This window comes from Mesorhizobium sp. M0077 (assembly GCF_040322955.1).
Taxonomy (GTDB): Bacteria; Pseudomonadota; Alphaproteobacteria; order Rhizobiales; family Rhizobiaceae; genus Mesorhizobium.
In genome coordinates this window covers 19,809-35,983 of the sequence record NZ_JAMYUL010000021.1, presented here as the reverse complement: position 1 = coordinate 35,983, position 16,175 = coordinate 19,809, and the positions used below count along the sequence as shown (strand labels likewise).

Sequence of the window (16,175 nt, the reverse complement as noted above, 5' to 3'; positions counted from 1 at the left end):
CTGGGGGGCAACCTGCCGGGAGACTCGGACTCAATCTGGTCGCTGAATGCGTGGTTGCGGGCCCGCCGTGAGAGGGATGACGGGATATGAAGAACAAGCATGTGGCTGTCCTCCTGGGCGGATTCTCGTCCGAGCGGCCCGTGTCTCTGTCTTCGGGAAAGGCGTGTGCGGATGCGCTTGAGAATGAAGGCTACCAGGTTACTCGCGTCGATGTTGCGCGCGATGTCGGCGCCGTGCTCACCGAACTCAAGCCCGATGTCGTCTTCAACGCATTGCACGGCCCGTTCGGTGAAGACGGCACGATCCAGGGCATCCTCGAATATCTGGCCATTCCCTACACCCATTCGGGCGTGCTCGCCTCGGCGCTCGCCATGAACAAGGAGCAAGCCAAGAAGGTCGCCAAGGCTGCCGGCATCGCGGTGGCTGAATCGAAGGTTGCCAGCCGCTTTGCCATCCAGAACAAGCATCCGATGAAGCCGCCCTACGTGGTCAAGCCGGTCAATGAAGGCTCAAGCTTCGGCGTCGTCATCGTGCATGAAGGCCAGTCGCATCCGCCGCAGGTCATCGGCTCGTCCGAATGGAAATATGGCGAGACCGTCATGGTCGAGCGCTACATCCATGGGCGCGAGCTGACCTGCGCCGTCATGGGCGACGTGGCGCTCGGCGTCTGCGAGATCATTCCGACCGGCCATTCCTTCTACGACTATGATTCAAAATACGTCGCCGGCGGATCAAAACACGAAATCCCTGCTAAAATTTCATCAAATATTTACCAAAAAATACAGACACTGGCACTCAAGGCACATCTGGCTATCGGCTGCCGGGGCGTCTCCCGATCGGACTTCCGCTATGACGACCGTCACTCCGAAAACGGCGAGATTGTTTGGCTCGAGATCAACACTCAGCCGGGCATGACGCCGACGTCTTTGGTGCCTGAAATCGCCGCCCAGGCCGGGCACTCGTTTGGCGAATTGTTGAGTTGGATGGTGGAGGACGCTTCGTGTCTGCGTTGAAATGGGGACAGGACAAGGGCAGGGGCGGCGCCGGGCCGGCGCTGTTCGGCATGCCGTTGTCGTTTGACCATTTCGTGCTGCCGCGCGTGCTGCGCCGGCCGGTGCGCGTGCTGGCGCGCCTGGGCGGCGGCGACTTCGTCGCGCCGCGCTTTTCCGCGGCCATCCTTTCGGCTTCGCTCATTGCATCGAGCAGCCTCTACGGCGCCATTCTCGGCGGTCATGCCGACGACATCGTCCAGAGCATCACCGCCCGGACCGGCTTTGCCGTCGACCAGATCAAGGTGGTCGGCAACCGCCAGACTTCGGAGATCGACATACTGGACCGGCTCGAGCTCGACGGCTGGACGTCACTGATCGGCTTCGATGCCGAGGCCGCGCGTGAACGTATTGATACCTTGCCCTGGGTCGAGGTGGCGGCGGTGCGCAAGGTCTATCCACATACGCTGGAAGTGCGTGTCGAGGAGCGCGAGCCCTTCGCGCTCTGGCAGCAGGGCGCGGAGCTTTCGGTCATCGAACGCTCCGGCGCGGTGATCGCGCCGTTCTCCGGCGGCAAGCAGGCGCTGCTGCCGCTGATCATCGGCACCGGCGCGCCGGCCAAGGCCCCCGACTTCGTGGCCAAGATCAACAAATTTCCCGAGCTCGCGGCTCGGGTCAAAGGCTATATCCGCATCGGCGAACGGCGCTGGGACCTTAAGCTGGAAAACGGCATCACGATCAAGCTGCCCGAGGATGGCGAGGATCAGGCGATCGCCGATCTGGTTCGGATGGACCACGACAACGGGCTTCTGACGCGGGACATCGCCGCCGTCGACATGCGCATCTCCGATCGCCTGGTGGTGCAGCTGACGCCGGAAGCGGCGACGCAGCGCCAGGCCGCGCTCAATGAAAAGCCGCAAAATCTGAAGCGCAAGTCGGGGACGAAGATATGAGCTGGCTTGGCGGCAACAGCGATGCCTCTTCGCGGCGTTCCGGCACGCTCACCGTGCTGGATGTCGGCTCAAGCAAGGTTTGCTGCGTGGTGGCGAAACTGAAGCCGCGCGAGGACGGCAAGCTGTTGCGCGGCCGCTCGCACCGCATCCAGGTGATCGGCATCGGCCACCAGAAATCGCAAGGCGTGAAGTCGGGCGTGGTCGTCGATCTCGACCGCGCGGAGCACGCCATTCGCCTGTCCGTCGACGCAGCCGAACGCATGGCGGGACTGACCGTGGATTCGCTGATCGTCAACATGACGGCCGGCCGGCTGAAGAGCGAAACCTATTCGGCCACCATCAATCTCGGTGGCCATCAGGCCGACGAAGCCGACATCAAGCGCGTGCTTGCCGCCGGCGCCAAGCAGGCGCTCAAGGCCGAACGCGACGTGATCCATTCGCTGCCCGTCGGCTTTTCGCTGGACGCCGAGCGCGGCGTGCGCGATCCGCGCGGCATGGTCGGCGACCAACTCGGCGTCGATATGCATGTGCTGACGGGCGATGCCGCGCCGCTGCGCAATCTGGAGCTCTGCATCAACCGCTCGCATCTTTCGGTCGAGCGCATGGTGGCGACGCCCTATGCCAGCGGGCTTGCGGCCCTGGTCGACGACGAACTGGAAATGGGTGCGGCCTGCATCGACATGGGCGGCGGCACGACGACCATCTCGGTGTTTTCGGAAGGCAAATTCGTCCACGCCGATGCCATTGCCATCGGCGGCAATCATGTGACGCTCGATATGGCCAAGGGCCTGTCGACCTCGCTCGACGCCGCGGAGCGGCTGAAGGTGATGCATGGTTCGGCGCTGCCTGGCAGTGCCGACGATCGCGACCTGGTCTCGATCCAGCCGATCGGCGAAGACGGCGAGATGCCGCTGCAGATCCCGCGCTCGGTGATGACGCGCGTCATCCGCGCCCGCATCGACGAGACGCTGGAACTGTTGCGCGACCGGCTGAACAAGTCGGGCTACGGCAATGCCGTGGGAAAACGCGTCGTGCTGACCGGCGGCGCCAGCCAGCTTGCGGGTCTCCCCGAGGCGGCGCGCCGCATTCTGGGACGCAATGTGCGCATCGGACGCCCGCTCGGCGTGGCGGGCCTGCCGGAAGCTGCCAAGGGGCCGGCTTTCTCGACGGCGGTCGGGCTGCTGATCTACCCGCAGATGGCGAGCTTCGAGAGCCATCCGGCGAAAGGAATTTCCGGTCTCAGGATGACCGGGACGGGCGGAAAACTGCATCGCATGAGTCAGTGGTTGAGAGACAGTTTCTAATTGACGGGGACAGCCCCATAGGCGGCCGCGGCGGCGAAGCGGCGGGAAAGGCAAAGGACGGAGACAATGACGATCAATCTGCAAAAGCCGGACATCACCGAGCTCAAGCCGCGGATCACCGTATTCGGTGTCGGCGGCGGCGGCGGCAATGCCGTCAACAACATGATCACCGCGGGCTTGCGCGGTGTCGAGTTCGTCGTGGCCAACACCGATGCACAGGCGCTGACCATGTCGAAGGCCGAGCGGCTGATCCAGCTCGGCGCGCATGTCACCGAGGGGCTCGGCGCCGGCTCGCAGCCTGAAGTGGGCCGTGCGGCGGCGGAAGAGTGCATCGATGAGATCATCGATCATCTCTCCAACACCCATATGTGCTTCGTCACCGCCGGTATGGGTGGCGGCACCGGAACCGGTGCGGCTCCCGTGGTTGCCCGCGCGGCGCGCGAACGGGGTATCCTCACCGTCGGCGTCGTCACCAAGCCGTTCCATTTCGAAGGCCAGCGCCGCATGAAGACGGCGGATCTCGGCATCGAGGAGCTGCAGAAATGTGTCGATACCCTGATCGTCATCCCCAACCAGAACCTGTTCCGGCTGGCCAATGACAAGACCACCTTTGCCGACGCCTTCGCCATGGCCGACCAGGTGCTCTACTCCGGTGTTGCCTGCATCACCGACCTGATGGTCAAGGAAGGTCTGATCAATCTCGACTTCGCAGACGTGCGTTCGGTGATGCGCGAAATGGGCAAGGCGATGATGGGCACCGGCGAAGCTTCGGGCGAGGGCCGCGCGATGGCCGCCGCCGAGGCGGCGATCGCCAATCCGTTGCTCGACGAGACCTCGATGAGGGGCGCCAAGGGCCTGCTGATCTCGATCACCGGCGGCCGCGACCTGACCCTGTTCGAAGTCGACGAGGCCGCGACCCGCATCCGCGAGGAAGTCGACCAGGACGCCAACATCATCCTCGGCGCCACCTTCGACGAGGAACTCGAAGGCGTCATCCGTGTCTCGGTGGTCGCCACCGGCATCGACAAATCGGCAGCTGAAATTGCCGCGGCGCCGATCTCGATCCGGGCCGTGCCGCCGCAGCAGAAGCCGGTCAGCCGCCCAGCGGCTCCGGGGGCGGAAGGCCGTCCGGCACCGGTCCAGCAGCAGACCTATGAGCAGCGCGCGGCCGATCCGGTGGCCGAGGCGATCCAGCTTGCCGAGGCCAATGCGGCGGCAATGGCTCGTCCGGCGCCGATGGCCCAGGCGGAAGATTTCCGCCCGCAGAGCAAGATCTTCCAGGCCCCGCCTGCCCAGCCGCAGCCTGTCGTGCAGCAGGTGATGCAACCGGCGCCGATGCGGGAAATGCCGCAGCCGGTGGCTGCCGCACCGCAGCGCATGCCGCGGGTGGAGGATTTTCCGCCGGTGGTGCGGGCCGAGGTGGAAGCCAAGGGCCGTCCGGCCGACCATGAAAACAGCGGGCCGATGGGGCTGCTCAAGCGGCTGACCAACGGGCTGACGCGCCGCGAAGAAGAGCCGGCCCGGTTGCAGCCGGCACAGCCGCGCGAACCGAAACTACGCCAGGCGGCGCCGGAAATGCGCCGCCTTGCCAGCCAGGATCCGCAGCTTTACGCGCCGCGCCGCGGCCAGCTCGACGATCAGGGCCGGTTGACGCCGCAGACCAGGTCGACCCAGGAAGACGACCAGCTGGAGATACCGGCTTTCCTGCGCCGCCAGGCCAACTGAGCCGTTAACGGTATGTAACACTTGTTAACAGGCAGACGAGAGATTGTCTGCCTGTTAACGTTTAAAGTGGTTTAAATAACAAGGCGTTACGATGTGACGCTCAAGGTCTGTCGCGGTTACACAGAGTAAGAAACCGTGATTTGGAGTCTCCCTGACAGACCATTATCTTTGCCGCAGCACTTTCGGTGTGCTGGGATTCGGGGAAGTGGCCCTGCCTGCCGATAAAAAAGAGCCGCGCCTTTTGGGTTAAAGCGGACTTAGGCGTTTGGGCTATGGGGTTTGTCTTGCAAGACTATCAGACGACACTGAAATCGCGTGCAACGCTGACCGGTACCGGCGTTCACAGCGGCAAACCGGTCACCGTCAATTTCCTCCCTGCGGACGCCGACACCGGCGTGCTCTTCCACCTTTCGAACGGAAGCGAGAGCCGCGAGTTCCGCGCGCTGGTTGCTGAAGTCGGCGCGACCGATCTCTGCACCATGCTCGGCGATCCGGCAGGCGAGCATATCGCCACGGTCGAACATCTGATGGCGACGCTTTTCGGGCTCGGCATCGACAACATCGTCATCGAGATCGACGGTCATGAGGTTCCGATCCTCGATGGCAGTGCGGTGGCGTTCGTGGAAGCCATCGACCAAGCCGGCATCGAGACGCTGGCGGTCAAGCGCCGCTACATCAGGGTGGTCAAGCCCGTCCGCATCGAGAATGGCGCGTCCTGGGCCGAGTTCAGGCCCTATAGCGGCACGCGCTTCGAGGTCGAGATCGATTTCGAAAGCCCGGCGATCGGCCGCCAGCTATTCGCCTCCGACATCAACCCCGACATCTTTCGCCAGGATATCGCGCGCGCCCGCACCTTCGGCTTCATGAAGGATGTCGAGCGGCTGTGGGCGGCCGGCTATGCGCTGGGCTCCTCGCTGGAGAACTCGCTGGTGATCGGCGACGACAACCGGGTGATCAACATGGGCGGCCTGCGCTACCCCAATGAGTTCGCTCGCCACAAGACGATGGACGCGATGGGCGATCTGGCGCTGGCCGGCGCCCGTTTCATCGGTTGCTTCCGCTCCTATCGCGGCGGTCACCGGATGAATGCGGCTGCTTTGCGGCGGCTTCTGTCCGACCGTTCGGCCTTCGAGGTCGTCGAGACCACGCGCCGCGAGCGCGGCCGCACCGCCGAGATGAGCGCCGTCACCGGCCCTGTCTTTGCGCCCTGGGTGATGTGATTCTTAACGATTTTCTGGCTTTCTGAACGCTGGCCGGTGTTGCACGAAAGCATCACCGGCCAGTGAAAGTGCGTAGCATTCGGGGCAACACCAAGCCGCCACAAAAATGTGCGATTGGCTAGACATAGCGTTGCTGGGCAAGGCAGTTATGGTTTATGGCTGCTGCCGTCTGTTAGGCGCATGTCGCTCAAAAGTGGGGATCAGTTTTGAGGGAACGCCATGCGAAAGGCATTGAACTAACGCCGAAAGGGCGCAATCCAATCATGTTCTTCAAGCGAGTTGGTCAATCGAAAGCGCCGTATCGGGCTGTTTTCCTGGCGCTTTCGGTGGTTGTGCCATCGCTCTTCCTCTCGGCCTGCATGTCGTCCGAGAAAGACGTCGACCTGTCGACCTATGTCGACCAGACCGAACCGGCCGACGTCCTTTACAATCAAGGCCTTGCCAATCTCAATGCCGGCCGCCTGGATGAGGCGAGCAAGAAGTTCGACGCCGTCGACCGCCAGCACCCCTATTCGGAATTCGCCCGCAAATCGATGGTGATGGGCGCCTTCGCCGACTATCGCGCCGGCCGTTATGACGAAGCGATCGGCTCGGCCAAGCGCTATCTCACGCTCTATCCGTCGACCGACGACGCGGCTTACGCCCAGTATATTATCGGGCTGAGCTACTACAAGCAGATCAAGGACGTCACCCAGGATCAGAAGGAAGCACGCCAGACCGTGCAGACGATGCAGGATCTGGTGACGCGCTGGCCGACGTCGGAATATGTCGACGACGCCAAGGAAAAGATCCGTTTCGCCAACGACCAGCTGGCCGGCAAAGAGATGCAGATCGGCCGCTATTATCTCGAGCGGCGCGAATACATTGCTGCCGTCAAGCGCTTCCGCAACGTGGTCGAGAACTATTCCAACACCCGCCATGTCGAAGAGGCGCTGGCGCGTCTGGCCGAAAGCTACTACGCGATGGGCTTGACCTCGGAAGCGCAAACCGCCGCTGCGGTGCTCGGCACCAATTATCCCGACAGCCAATGGTACAAGGATACCTACAAGCTGTTGCAGAGCAACGGGCTTGAGCCGCGCGAGAATGCCGGATCGTGGATATCCAAGGCCGGCAAGCTGATCACCGGCGCCTGACGCCCGAGCATCGACTGAGGCGGAACGCGCTTTTCGGATTGATCCGACGCTCAAACAAAAAGATAGTGCGGCGCTGCGACTCCATCGGTCGCATGCCGCTTCACACAGCGGTTCAGTGGTTTGATTGAGGCTCTGAACCGTCCTAACTTTTTGTTGTACGCAATTCCGGACGGAAAACCGCTACGCACTTTTCCTGGAATTGCTTGAGGTCCGGGTTCTGATGCTTTCCAGACTGTCGATCCGCGATATCGTCCTGATCGAGAAGCTGGATATCGACTTCCAGCCCGGCCTTTCCGTGCTGACCGGTGAAACCGGCGCCGGCAAATCCATCCTGCTCGACGCGCTGTCGCTGGCGCTTGGCGCGCGCGGCGACGCCTCGCTGGTGCGCCACGGCGCGGCCCAGGGCCAGGTCATTGCCGTCTTCGATGTGCCGCGCAACCACCCGGTGCGCGCGCTGCTGGCCGAAAACGCCATCGAGGATGACGGCGACATCATCCTGCGCCGGCTGCAGACCGCGGATGGCCGCACCCGTGTCTTCGTCAACGACCAGCCGTCCAGCGTCACCCTGATGCGGGACATCGGCCACGCGCTGGTCGAGATCCACGGCCAGCATGACGAGCGGGCTCTGGTCGACCCGGGCGCGCATCGCGAATTGCTGGACAGTTTTGGCGGTCATCTCGGCGCTGCCCGCGCGACAGGCGAGGCGTGGCGCTACTGGCGCGGCTGCGAGCAGGAGTTCGCCAGGCACCGCGCCAAGGTCGAGGCAGCGTCGCGCGAGGCCGATTATCTCAGGGCCTCGGTGGCGGAACTGGCAAAGCTCGATCCGCAGCCCGGCGAAGAGACGCAACTGGCCGAATTGCGCGCCACGATGATGCGGGCCGAAAAGATCGCCTCGGAAATACACGATGCGCAGGATGTGCTGTCAGGCCCGTCCTCGCCACTGCCGCAACTGGCCAGTTTGCTCAGGCGCCTGCAGCGCAAGGCCAGCGAAGCGCCGGGCCTGCTCGAGGATGTGGTGAAGTCGCTGGATGAGGCGATGCTGTCGCTGGATGCCGCGCAATCGGGCGTCGAGGCGGCACTGCGCGCCACCGAATACGACCCGCAGCGGCTGGAGAAGGCGGAGGAGCGGCTGTTTTCGCTGCGTGCAGCCTCACGCAAGCACAGTGTGGCCGTCGACGATCTGGCGCAACTGCGCGACACCATGTCCGCCGATCTCGCCGATCTCGATGCCGGCGAGGGGCGCCTGCATCTCTTGGAAAAGCAGGCCTCAGCGGCGCGCGAAGCCTACGATGTTTCCGCAACCCAGCTCTGCGCGCTTCGCCATGCGGCCGCGGTCGGCCTGACCAAGGCTGTGATGGCCGAATTGCCGGCGCTGAAGCTGGAACGGGCTGAGTTCATCGTCGAACTGGCCAGCGATGGCGAGAACCGCATGGAAGAAGGCATCGACCAGGTCGAGTTCTGGGTGCGCACCAATCCCGGCACCAGGCCTGGGCCGATGATGAAGGTCGCCTCCGGCGGCGAGCTGTCGCGCTTCCTGCTGGCGCTCAAGGTGGCGCTGGCCGACCGTGGCTCGGCGCCGACATTGGTCTTCGACGAGATCGACACCGGCGTCGGCGGCGCCGTGGCCGATGCGATCGGCCAAAGGCTGGCCAGGCTGTCGAAACGCGTGCAGGTGCTGTCGGTCACGCATGCTCCGCAAGTGGCGGCACGTGCTGCGACGCATTTCCTGATCTCCAAATCCGGCGGCTCGGACAAGGTCGCCACCGGCATCGCCGAAATGGACCGGGCGGCGCGCCAGGAAGAGATCGCGCGCATGTTGGCCGGCGCTACCATCACCGACGAGGCGCGCGCAGCCGCGGAACGGCTGCTGCGCGAGAATATTGCTGCAGCGTAGTCGTCGCAAGGCTTTCGGACTGAGTCAGGATATGGCTCCATCCCGCTGTTCAGGAATGCTTTTTCCGAAATCCTGATTTATGGTGTCGCGCCACTGTCCAGGGACCGCTGCATGTCTGAAAAGCCAGTCGAATCGTTGAGCGAAAGCGAAGCCGCGGATGAGCTCCAGCGGCTGGCCGAGGAGATCGCCGGTCATGACAGGCGCTATCATGCCGAGGACGCGCCGACGATTACGGACGCGGAATATGACGCGCTGCGGCGGCGCAACCTTGCCATCGAGGAGCGGTTTCCCGGTCTGGTGCGCGAGGATTCGCCCTCGCTGCGGGTCGGCGCCGCGCCGGCGGAAGGCTTTGCCAAGGTGCGCCATGCGGTGCCGATGCTCAGCCTCGCCAAGGCCTACACAGACGAGGACGTCACCGATTTCATCGAGCGTGGCCGGCGCTTCTTCGACCGCGACAAGGACCTCGACATCGCGTTTACGGCCGAGCCGAAGATCGACGGCCTGTCGGCGTCGCTGCGCTATGAACGCGGTGTGTTCGTGCAGGGTGCTACGCGCGGCGACGGCACTGTAGGCGAGGACATCACCGCCAATCTCAGGACCATCGCCGACATGCCCGCCAAGCTGAAAGGATCGGGCTGGCCCGAGACCATCGAGATCCGCGGCGAGGTCTACATGACCTATGCGGAATTCGAGGCACTGAAGGCCCGCTCGGCGGCGGTGGGCGGCCAGGACTATGTCAATCCGCGCAATACGGCAGCGGGCTCCTTGCGACAGAAGGATGCGTCCGTCACCGCCAGCCGCAATCTTAAATTTTTTGCCTATGCCTGGGGCTATACGACAGCGGATCCGGCGCCGACCCAATATGATTCGGTGCAGAAATTCGCCGAATGGGGGTTCAAGGTCAGCCCATTGATGGTGCGGGCGAAGTCTGTCGAGGAGCTGATCGCGCACTACCACAAGATCGAGGAGCTGCGTTCGTCGCTCGGCTACGACATCGACGGTGTCGTCTACAAGGTCGACCAGCTGGAATTGCAGCGTCGCTGGGGCTTTGTCACCGGCGAGCCGCGCTGGGCGGTTGCGCATAAATTCCCGGCCGAACAGGCGATGACGACGGTGCAGAAGATCGACATCCAGGTCGGCCGTACCGGTACGCTGGCGCCGGTGGCGCGGCTAGCGCCGGTCACGGTCGGCGGCGTGGTGGTCGAAAACGTCACGCTGCACAATGAGGACTACATCAAGGGTTTTGACAGCAACGGCTTGCCGATTCGCGACGGCATCGATGTCCGCATCGGTGACACGGTTGTCATACAACGGGCGGGCGATGTCATTCCGCAGATCGTCAGCGTCGTCGTCGACAAGCGGCCGGCTGATGCGGTGCCTTACGAATTCCCGCACATTTGTCCGGTCTGCGGCTCGCCGGCGACGCGCGAAATCAACGAGAAGACCGGCAAGGAGGATTCGCGCCGGCGCTGCACCGGCGAGCTGATCTGCGCCGCGCAGGCCGTGGAGCGGCTGCGTCATTTCGTGTCGCGCGGCGCGCTCGACATCGAGGGGCTGGGCGCCGAGAATATCGACCTGTTCTTCAATTCGGGACTGGTCAAGACCGCCGCCGATATCTTCACCCTCAGGGATCGCCGCCCGGCCGTCACCAGGGCGCTGGCCGAGCGGCGCGAGGAGCAGGCTAGGCAGCGCGAGGCGGCATCGGGCAAGGCGCGCAAGAATGTGCGCGGTGTCGAGAACCGCAATTATGAAGGCCTCGACAAGCTGTTCGCGGCCATCGATTCGCGCCGCGAGCCGGAGCTCGACCGCTTCATCTTCGCACTCGGCATCCGCCATATCGGCGAAACGACGGCGGCCGTGCTTGCCCGGACGTTTTCGACCATCGAGGAGCTGATCCGCGTCGGCAAGGAAACGGCGGCGGCTGAGGATCCGCACAGCGTCTTCCCCTCCATCAACGGCATTGGCGACACGGTGATCGACGCGTTGCGCGATTTCTTCGGCAATGAACGCAATGACGACGTGCTCGACAGACTGCTCGAACAGGTCAAGCCGAAGCCGTATGTCGTCACCGTGTCGACCGACAGCGAGGTTGCCGGCAAGACCATCGTCTTCACCGGCACGCTGGAAAAGATGACACGCTCCGAAGCCAAGGCGATGGCCGAACGGCTCGGCGCCAAGGTGGCGGGTTCGGTGTCGGCGAAGACCGATCTGCTGGTGGCCGGGCCGGGCGCTGGCTCCAAACTGAAGCAGGCCAGCGAACTCGGCGTCGAAGTCATCGACGAGGACACATGGCTGCAACGGGTCGGCAAGGCATGACCGCCGGTTCGTTCAAAGGGTTCGGGCAAAAGGCCATACCGTTCCTCAAGGCGCTCGACTTCCACCAGAGCCGCGAATGGTTCCAGGAAAACCGCGCGCTTTACGACAGCGAGTTGCATGAGCCGTTCTGCGATCTGGTCGAGACGCTGACCGAGCGCTTCGCGGCGGCGGGTCTGGGCTTGCGCGGAGACCGCAAGAAGTCACTGTTTCGCATCAACCGCGACGTGCGCTTCGCCAAGGACAAGCGGCCCTACAACCAGCATTTGTCGGCCATGCTGTCGCCGGATGGCACCAAGATGGAGCAGGGCGTGTTCTTCGTCTATGTCGGGATCGACCGCTGCTTTGCCGATGTCGCCTGGTGGAATCCGGAGCCGTCCCTGCTGCTGGCGATGCGCAAGGCGATCGTCGCCCGGCCGGCCGAGTTCCGAAAACTGCTCTCAACGCTGAAGAAAAACGGCTTCGAACTTGAAACCGAGGGCCGCATGAAGCGCACGCCGCGCGGCTTCGAGCAGGTCAACGAACCCGATCTTGTCGACGCCATCCGCAACCGGCACTTCTATGTCCAGCACATGATCGATCTGGCTGGAATTCACGCGCCGACGCTGGTCGACGAGCTTGTCGATTTCGCCTTGCGCGCCAAGCCGCTGCTTGACTGGGGCAGGGCGATCCAGGGCACGGCACCGCGGAGCTAAATCAGCCCGGCGCACTGCACGGCTACATCCGCATCAAAAGACCGCCGTCGACTGCCAGTTCGATGCCGGTGATGTAGCTTGCCGCATCGGAAAGCAGGAATAGCGCGGCATTGGCCATGTCCTGCGGCGTGCCGATGCGGCCGAGCGGCGCATAATTGGCAACGGCCGCGCGTTTCTCTTCGGTGTCCCAGCGCGCCTGCAGCGGCGTCAACGCCATTCCCGGGCAGATCGAATTGGAGCGGATGCCATCGCCCGCCAACTGCATGGCGAGCGACTTCGACAGCGCACAGACGCCGGCCTTCGATGCCTGGTAGGCATCCTGCGGGGTCGGATCGCCGCGATACCACTGGATGGTGGAGAAGTGCACCATGGCGCCGCCGCGTCCGCCGGCCCGCATATGCGGAACCACCGCCCGCGCGGTGTGGACGAAGGATTTCAGATTGATGTTGAAGACCTGATCCCAGACATCGAGGTCCATCTCGAGGGCCGATTTGTCGCGACCGAACCAGAGCACGCCTGCGACATTGGCGAGATAATCGATGCCGCCGCGTTTGCGGCCCGCGGCATTGATGGTCTGCTCGACGAAGGCGGCGTCGGTGAGGTCGCCCTGGGCAAAGGTGAGCCGGTCGTCATAGGCGGCAAGCGACGCCGGACGCGGCTTGACGTCGATGGCGGTGACCGAGGCGCCGGCATCGAGCAGCGCCAGCGAGATCGCCTCGCCCATACCGCCACCAGCGCCGGTGACGACCGCGTGCCTGCCGGTGAAGTCATAAGCGATCATCCGAACCCCCTCATTTGTTTTTACAACATCAGTTTCGCTGATTTGTTGGCTCAAGCGAATTCGTCTGACTTTTCAAACGCCGGCTCCTACATAGCAGCGCGAGATGGGAATGTGACATGTCGGCAGAGACCTTAAGCGAAAATTCCGTGGCCAGCGACTTCTGGGACGGCGTGCGGCTGTCGATGCCGGTGGTTGTCGCCGCGGCGCCATTTGGGCTGCTGTTCGGCGCCATCGCCGTCGACAACGGCTTTTCCGTTCTCGAAGCTTTCTTGATGAGCGCGCTGATCTTCGGCGGCGCCAGCCAGATGGTCGGCATCGAATTGTTCGGCCAGCATGTCGCGCCATGGCTGATCGTGCTGTCGATCTTCGCCGTAAACTTCCGTCACGTGCTTTACTCCGCCAGCATCGGCCGGCGAATCGCGCACTGGCCGGTTATCAGCCAAGCGCTGGGCTATTTCGTGCTCACCGATCCGCAATTCGCGGTGGCCGAGCGTAAGGCCGAAGCCGGCGAGACCGTTGGCTTTGCCTGGTACATGGGGCTTGGCCTGCCGGTCTATGTGTTCTGGGGGATCGAGAGCGCGCTGGGCGCGGTGTTCGGCAAGCTGATCCCGGACACGCATGCGCTCGGCATCGACTTCCTGCTGCCGATCTATTTCCTCGGGCTGGTCATGGGCTTTCGCAACCGGCCACTGTGGCTGCCGGTGGTGATCGCCAGCGCCGCGGCGTCGATCATTGCCTACAAAACTGTGGGATCGCCATGGCACGTCTCCATCGGCGCCGTTGCAGGCGTGCTTCTGGCCGTCATCCTGCCGCCGCACCATAGCGGTGTGGAGGCAAAACGATGAGCGCGAACTTGTGGATCATCATTGCCGGCGCGATCGCCACCTATCTCACCCGCGTCGGCGGCCATCTGGTGATCTCGCGCTTCGACCACATCCATCCACGCGTCGAGGCGGGTTTGAATGCCGTGCCGGCCGCAGTGTTGACGACGCTGGTGGCGCCCGCCGCACTTAGCGCCGGACCGGCGGAATGGGCGGCGCTGGTCGTCGCCGCTGTGGTCTCGCTGCGCGGCGGCCTGATGGCGATGTTTCTGGCCGGGGCGGTGGTGCTGATCCTAGCGCGGCAGTTTGTGGCATAGGGCGCCTGCGCGCGGAACAGTTTCGAACTGTCGGCGCCGCCGCTCATTGCCCTGGCGGGCGTTCGTCACTCGAAAAGCCAAGCATTGGCTTTTCGTCCGCTTCGCGGACCGCTCCTCACCTCCCCGTATAGTGACGGGGAGAAAGAAGCTCATTTCAGATCTTGGCGTCGTGCGGCAGCGGCGCTGTCGCTTTCTCCAGCCAAGCCAGCGTCTCGCCGTCGAGCATCGGGCCGATCTCGGCCAGCACCCAGGCATGGTAAGTATCCAGCCAGTGCAACTCCTCGCGCGTCAGCAGGTCGGTGCGGATCAGCCTGATATCGATCGGCGCCAGTGTCAGCGTCTCGAAACCGTGCATGGCGATGTCGCCGCCCTCCACCTGTTCAGCCGGTGTCACCAGGATCAGGTTCTCGATGCGGATGCCGTAGGAGCCTTCCTTGTAATAGCCGGGCTCGTTGGAGAGCATCATGCCGGCCAGCAGCTTTTCGGTGCCGGTGCGGGCGATGCGCTGCGGCCCTTCATGCACGGCCAGATACGAGCCGACACCATGGCCGGTGCCATGGGCAAAGTCGCAGCCATGCTTCCACAGCGCCATGCGCGCCACCGCGTCGATTTCCGAGCCGCGCGTGCCGGCGGGAAAGCGCAGCGTCGAAATGCCGATCATGCCCTTCAGCACCAGCGTAAAGCGCTCGCGCATCTCCTCGGTCGGCTGGCCGATCGGCACCGTGCGGGTGATGTCGGTGGTGCCGTCCTGATACTGGGCGCCGGAATCGAGCAGGAACAGCTCGCCGTTTGCCAGCTCGCGGTTGGTGGCGCGCGAGACGCGGTAGTGCATGATGGCGCCGTTCGGACCGCTGCCGGAAATGGTGTCGAAGGAGACATCGCGCAGCGGCATCTGCGTTTCCTCGCCGGTCTGCCGGCGCACCTCCTCCAGCTTGGTGACAACGGTTATTTCGTCGAGCGTGCCCGGCTTCTGCCGTTCCAGCCAGCACAGCAGTTTCGCCACCGCCGCCCCGTCTCGGCGGTGCGCGGCGCGGCTGCCGGCGATTTCCGCCTGGTTCTTGGTGGCGCGCGGAATGCGGGCGGGATCGGCCGCTGAAACAAATGCGCCGCCATTGTCCTCGACCAGCATTCTCAGCTTCTCCGCCGCCAGCACCGGGTCGAGCGCGATCTTGGCGCCGCCCTTGGCAAGGGTAACGACCGCCGCCTCGAATTCGCCGGGCTCGTGCAGATCGGCGAGTTGGGTGAGATAGGCGGCGACCGTGCGCGAAAACTTGCGCTGGTCCATGAACAGCTGGTGCTTGCCGTCGGCGGCAGGGATCGCGAAGCCGAGCGCCAGCGGCGTGTGCGGCACGTCACCGCCACGGATGTTGAAGGCCCAGGCGATCGAGGAGGGGTCGGTGAGCACGGCGTGCGTCGCGCCCTCCTTGCCGATTGCCGCCACCAGCCGCGCCAGCTTGTCCTTCGCCAGTTCCCCGGCAAAGCCGATCGGGTGGATTTCGACCGGCGCCACGGGCGGCGCCGGCTGATCCTTCCAGATGATGTCGATCGGGTTCCTGTCGAGCGGCACCAGCGTCGCGCCGGATTGCTCGGCCGAGGTTTTCAGCGCCTTGACCTCAGCGATTGTGTGCAGCCACGGGTCGAAGCCAAGCCTGGCGCCCTTGCCGAGATTGTCCTTGATCCAGGAGGCCGGCGGGTTGTCGACGAGACTCTCGATCGCAAAAATGTCGAGATCGACCTCGTGGCGCACTTGCAAGGTATAGCGGCCATCGACGAACATGAAGGCGCGGTCACGCTGCACAAGTGCTACGCCGGCCGAGCCGCTGAAGCCAGTCAACCATTTCAGCCGCGCCGAGCGATCGGCGACATATTCGCCCTGGTGCTCGTCGGCGCGCGGCACCAGGAAACCGTCGAGGCCATTATCCGCCAGCCATCGCCGCAGCAACGTCACGCGCGGCTTGCCGACGCTGGGGTCGCCTGCGGAATCGAAGGTCTGGAACAAGGTATGCCTCCTGTATCGGGCGCGACCGTAG

At 63.9% G+C, this 16,175-nt stretch carries 13 protein-coding genes; 11 read left to right on the top strand and 2 right to left on the bottom strand.

Annotated features, from left to right (window positions below; genetic code table 11):
• The first annotated feature begins 86 nt into the window (after window positions 1–86).
• The 9 genes from NKJ57_RS27960 to NKJ57_RS27920 all read left to right on the top strand — a co-directional run bounded on the left by NKJ57_RS27960 (window position 87) and on the right by NKJ57_RS27920 (window position 12,226).
• Window positions 87–1,013: a D-alanine--D-alanine ligase gene (locus NKJ57_RS27960; protein WP_023668279.1), complete on the top strand. Its 927-nt coding sequence runs from the start codon at window positions 87–89 to the stop codon at window positions 1,011–1,013.
• Window positions 1,001–1,942, top strand: coding sequence for a cell division protein FtsQ/DivIB (locus tag NKJ57_RS27955; RefSeq protein ID WP_023688033.1), 942 nt, complete (start codon window positions 1,001–1,003; stop codon window positions 1,940–1,942). Before NKJ57_RS27960 ends, NKJ57_RS27955 begins: the two co-directional genes overlap by 13 nt.
• Complete coding sequence (gene ftsA, locus NKJ57_RS27950; protein WP_023688034.1) at window positions 1,939–3,246, top strand: cell division protein FtsA; 1,308 nt, start codon at window positions 1,939–1,941, stop codon at window positions 3,244–3,246. Before NKJ57_RS27955 ends, ftsA begins: the two co-directional genes overlap by 4 nt.
• 66 nt (window positions 3,247–3,312) lie before the next feature.
• Complete coding sequence (gene ftsZ / locus NKJ57_RS27945; protein WP_023705548.1) at window positions 3,313–4,971, top strand: cell division protein FtsZ; 1,659 nt, start codon at window positions 3,313–3,315, stop codon at window positions 4,969–4,971.
• Between the two features lie 272 nt (window positions 4,972–5,243).
• On the top strand, window positions 5,244–6,191 hold the full coding sequence (gene lpxC, locus NKJ57_RS27940; RefSeq protein ID WP_352513483.1) for a UDP-3-O-acyl-N-acetylglucosamine deacetylase: 948 nt from the start codon (window positions 5,244–5,246) through the stop codon (window positions 6,189–6,191).
• A gap of 263 nt (window positions 6,192–6,454) precedes the next feature.
• Complete coding sequence (locus NKJ57_RS27935; protein WP_023668284.1) at window positions 6,455–7,324, top strand: outer membrane protein assembly factor BamD; 870 nt, start codon at window positions 6,455–6,457, stop codon at window positions 7,322–7,324.
• Between the two features lie 220 nt (window positions 7,325–7,544).
• Window positions 7,545–9,218, top strand: a complete 1,674-nt coding sequence (recN, locus tag NKJ57_RS27930; RefSeq protein WP_352513484.1) for a DNA repair protein RecN — start codon at window positions 7,545–7,547, stop codon at window positions 9,216–9,218.
• 111 nt (window positions 9,219–9,329) lie between these two features.
• Complete coding sequence (ligA, locus tag NKJ57_RS27925; RefSeq protein WP_352513485.1) at window positions 9,330–11,534, top strand: NAD-dependent DNA ligase LigA; 2,205 nt, start codon at window positions 9,330–9,332, stop codon at window positions 11,532–11,534.
• Complete coding sequence (locus NKJ57_RS27920) at window positions 11,531–12,226, top strand: DUF2461 domain-containing protein (protein WP_352513494.1); 696 nt, start codon at window positions 11,531–11,533, stop codon at window positions 12,224–12,226. Before ligA ends, NKJ57_RS27920 begins: the two co-directional genes overlap by 4 nt.
• Window positions 12,227–12,248: 22 nt before the next feature.
• Here the strand turns inward: NKJ57_RS27920 and NKJ57_RS27915 are convergent, their stop codons facing one another.
• Entirely contained in the window at window positions 12,249–13,007 is a 759-nt protein-coding gene (locus NKJ57_RS27915; RefSeq protein WP_352513486.1) for an SDR family NAD(P)-dependent oxidoreductase, read from the bottom strand.
• 116 nt (window positions 13,008–13,123) lie between these two features.
• Here NKJ57_RS27915 and NKJ57_RS27910 point away from each other — a divergent pair, with 116 nt between their 5' ends.
• Window positions 13,124–13,852 (top strand): AzlC family ABC transporter permease, encoded by a 729-nt coding sequence (locus tag NKJ57_RS27910; protein ID WP_023668289.1) that lies wholly within the window; start codon window positions 13,124–13,126, stop codon window positions 13,850–13,852.
• Window positions 13,849–14,145, top strand: a complete 297-nt coding sequence (locus NKJ57_RS27905) for an AzlD family protein (RefSeq protein WP_352513487.1) — start codon at window positions 13,849–13,851, stop codon at window positions 14,143–14,145. Before NKJ57_RS27910 ends, NKJ57_RS27905 begins: the two co-directional genes overlap by 4 nt.
• Window positions 14,146–14,299: 154 nt before the next feature.
• On the opposite strand, the gene NKJ57_RS27900 is transcribed toward NKJ57_RS27905, so the two are convergent.
• Window positions 14,300–16,144 carry an aminopeptidase P family protein gene (locus NKJ57_RS27900; RefSeq protein WP_023823162.1) on the bottom strand — a complete coding sequence of 615 codons (1,845 nt, stop codon included), beginning with the start codon at window positions 16,142–16,144 and terminating at the stop codon, window positions 14,300–14,302.
• Between the last annotated feature and the right edge of the window lie 31 nt (window positions 16,145–16,175).

What these genes read in the sequence shown, in the direction of transcription:
- NKJ57_RS27920 (WP_352513494.1), top strand. Translation starts at nt 11,531, where the DNA reads ATGACCGCCGGTTCGTTCAAAGGGTTCGGGCAAAAGGCCATACCGTTC.
- lpxC (WP_352513483.1), top strand. Translation starts at nt 5,244, where the DNA reads ATGGGGTTTGTCTTGCAAGACTATCAGACGACACTGAAATCGCGTGCA.
- NKJ57_RS27910 (WP_023668289.1), top strand. Translation starts at nt 13,124, where the DNA reads ATGTCGGCAGAGACCTTAAGCGAAAATTCCGTGGCCAGCGACTTCTGG.
- NKJ57_RS27905 (WP_352513487.1), top strand. Translation starts at nt 13,849, where the DNA reads ATGAGCGCGAACTTGTGGATCATCATTGCCGGCGCGATCGCCACCTAT.
- ligA (WP_352513485.1), top strand. Translation starts at nt 9,330, where the DNA reads ATGTCTGAAAAGCCAGTCGAATCGTTGAGCGAAAGCGAAGCCGCGGAT.
- ftsA (WP_023688034.1), top strand. Translation starts at nt 1,939, where the DNA reads ATGAGCTGGCTTGGCGGCAACAGCGATGCCTCTTCGCGGCGTTCCGGC.
- NKJ57_RS27960 (WP_023668279.1), top strand. Translation starts at nt 87, where the DNA reads ATGAAGAACAAGCATGTGGCTGTCCTCCTGGGCGGATTCTCGTCCGAG.
- ftsZ (WP_023705548.1), top strand. Translation starts at nt 3,313, where the DNA reads ATGACGATCAATCTGCAAAAGCCGGACATCACCGAGCTCAAGCCGCGG.
- recN (WP_352513484.1), top strand. Translation starts at nt 7,545, where the DNA reads ATGCTTTCCAGACTGTCGATCCGCGATATCGTCCTGATCGAGAAGCTG.
- NKJ57_RS27915 (WP_352513486.1), bottom strand. Translation starts at nt 13,007, where the DNA reads ATGATCGCTTATGACTTCACCGGCAGGCACGCGGTCGTCACCGGCGCT.
- NKJ57_RS27935 (WP_023668284.1), top strand. Translation starts at nt 6,455, where the DNA reads ATGTTCTTCAAGCGAGTTGGTCAATCGAAAGCGCCGTATCGGGCTGTT.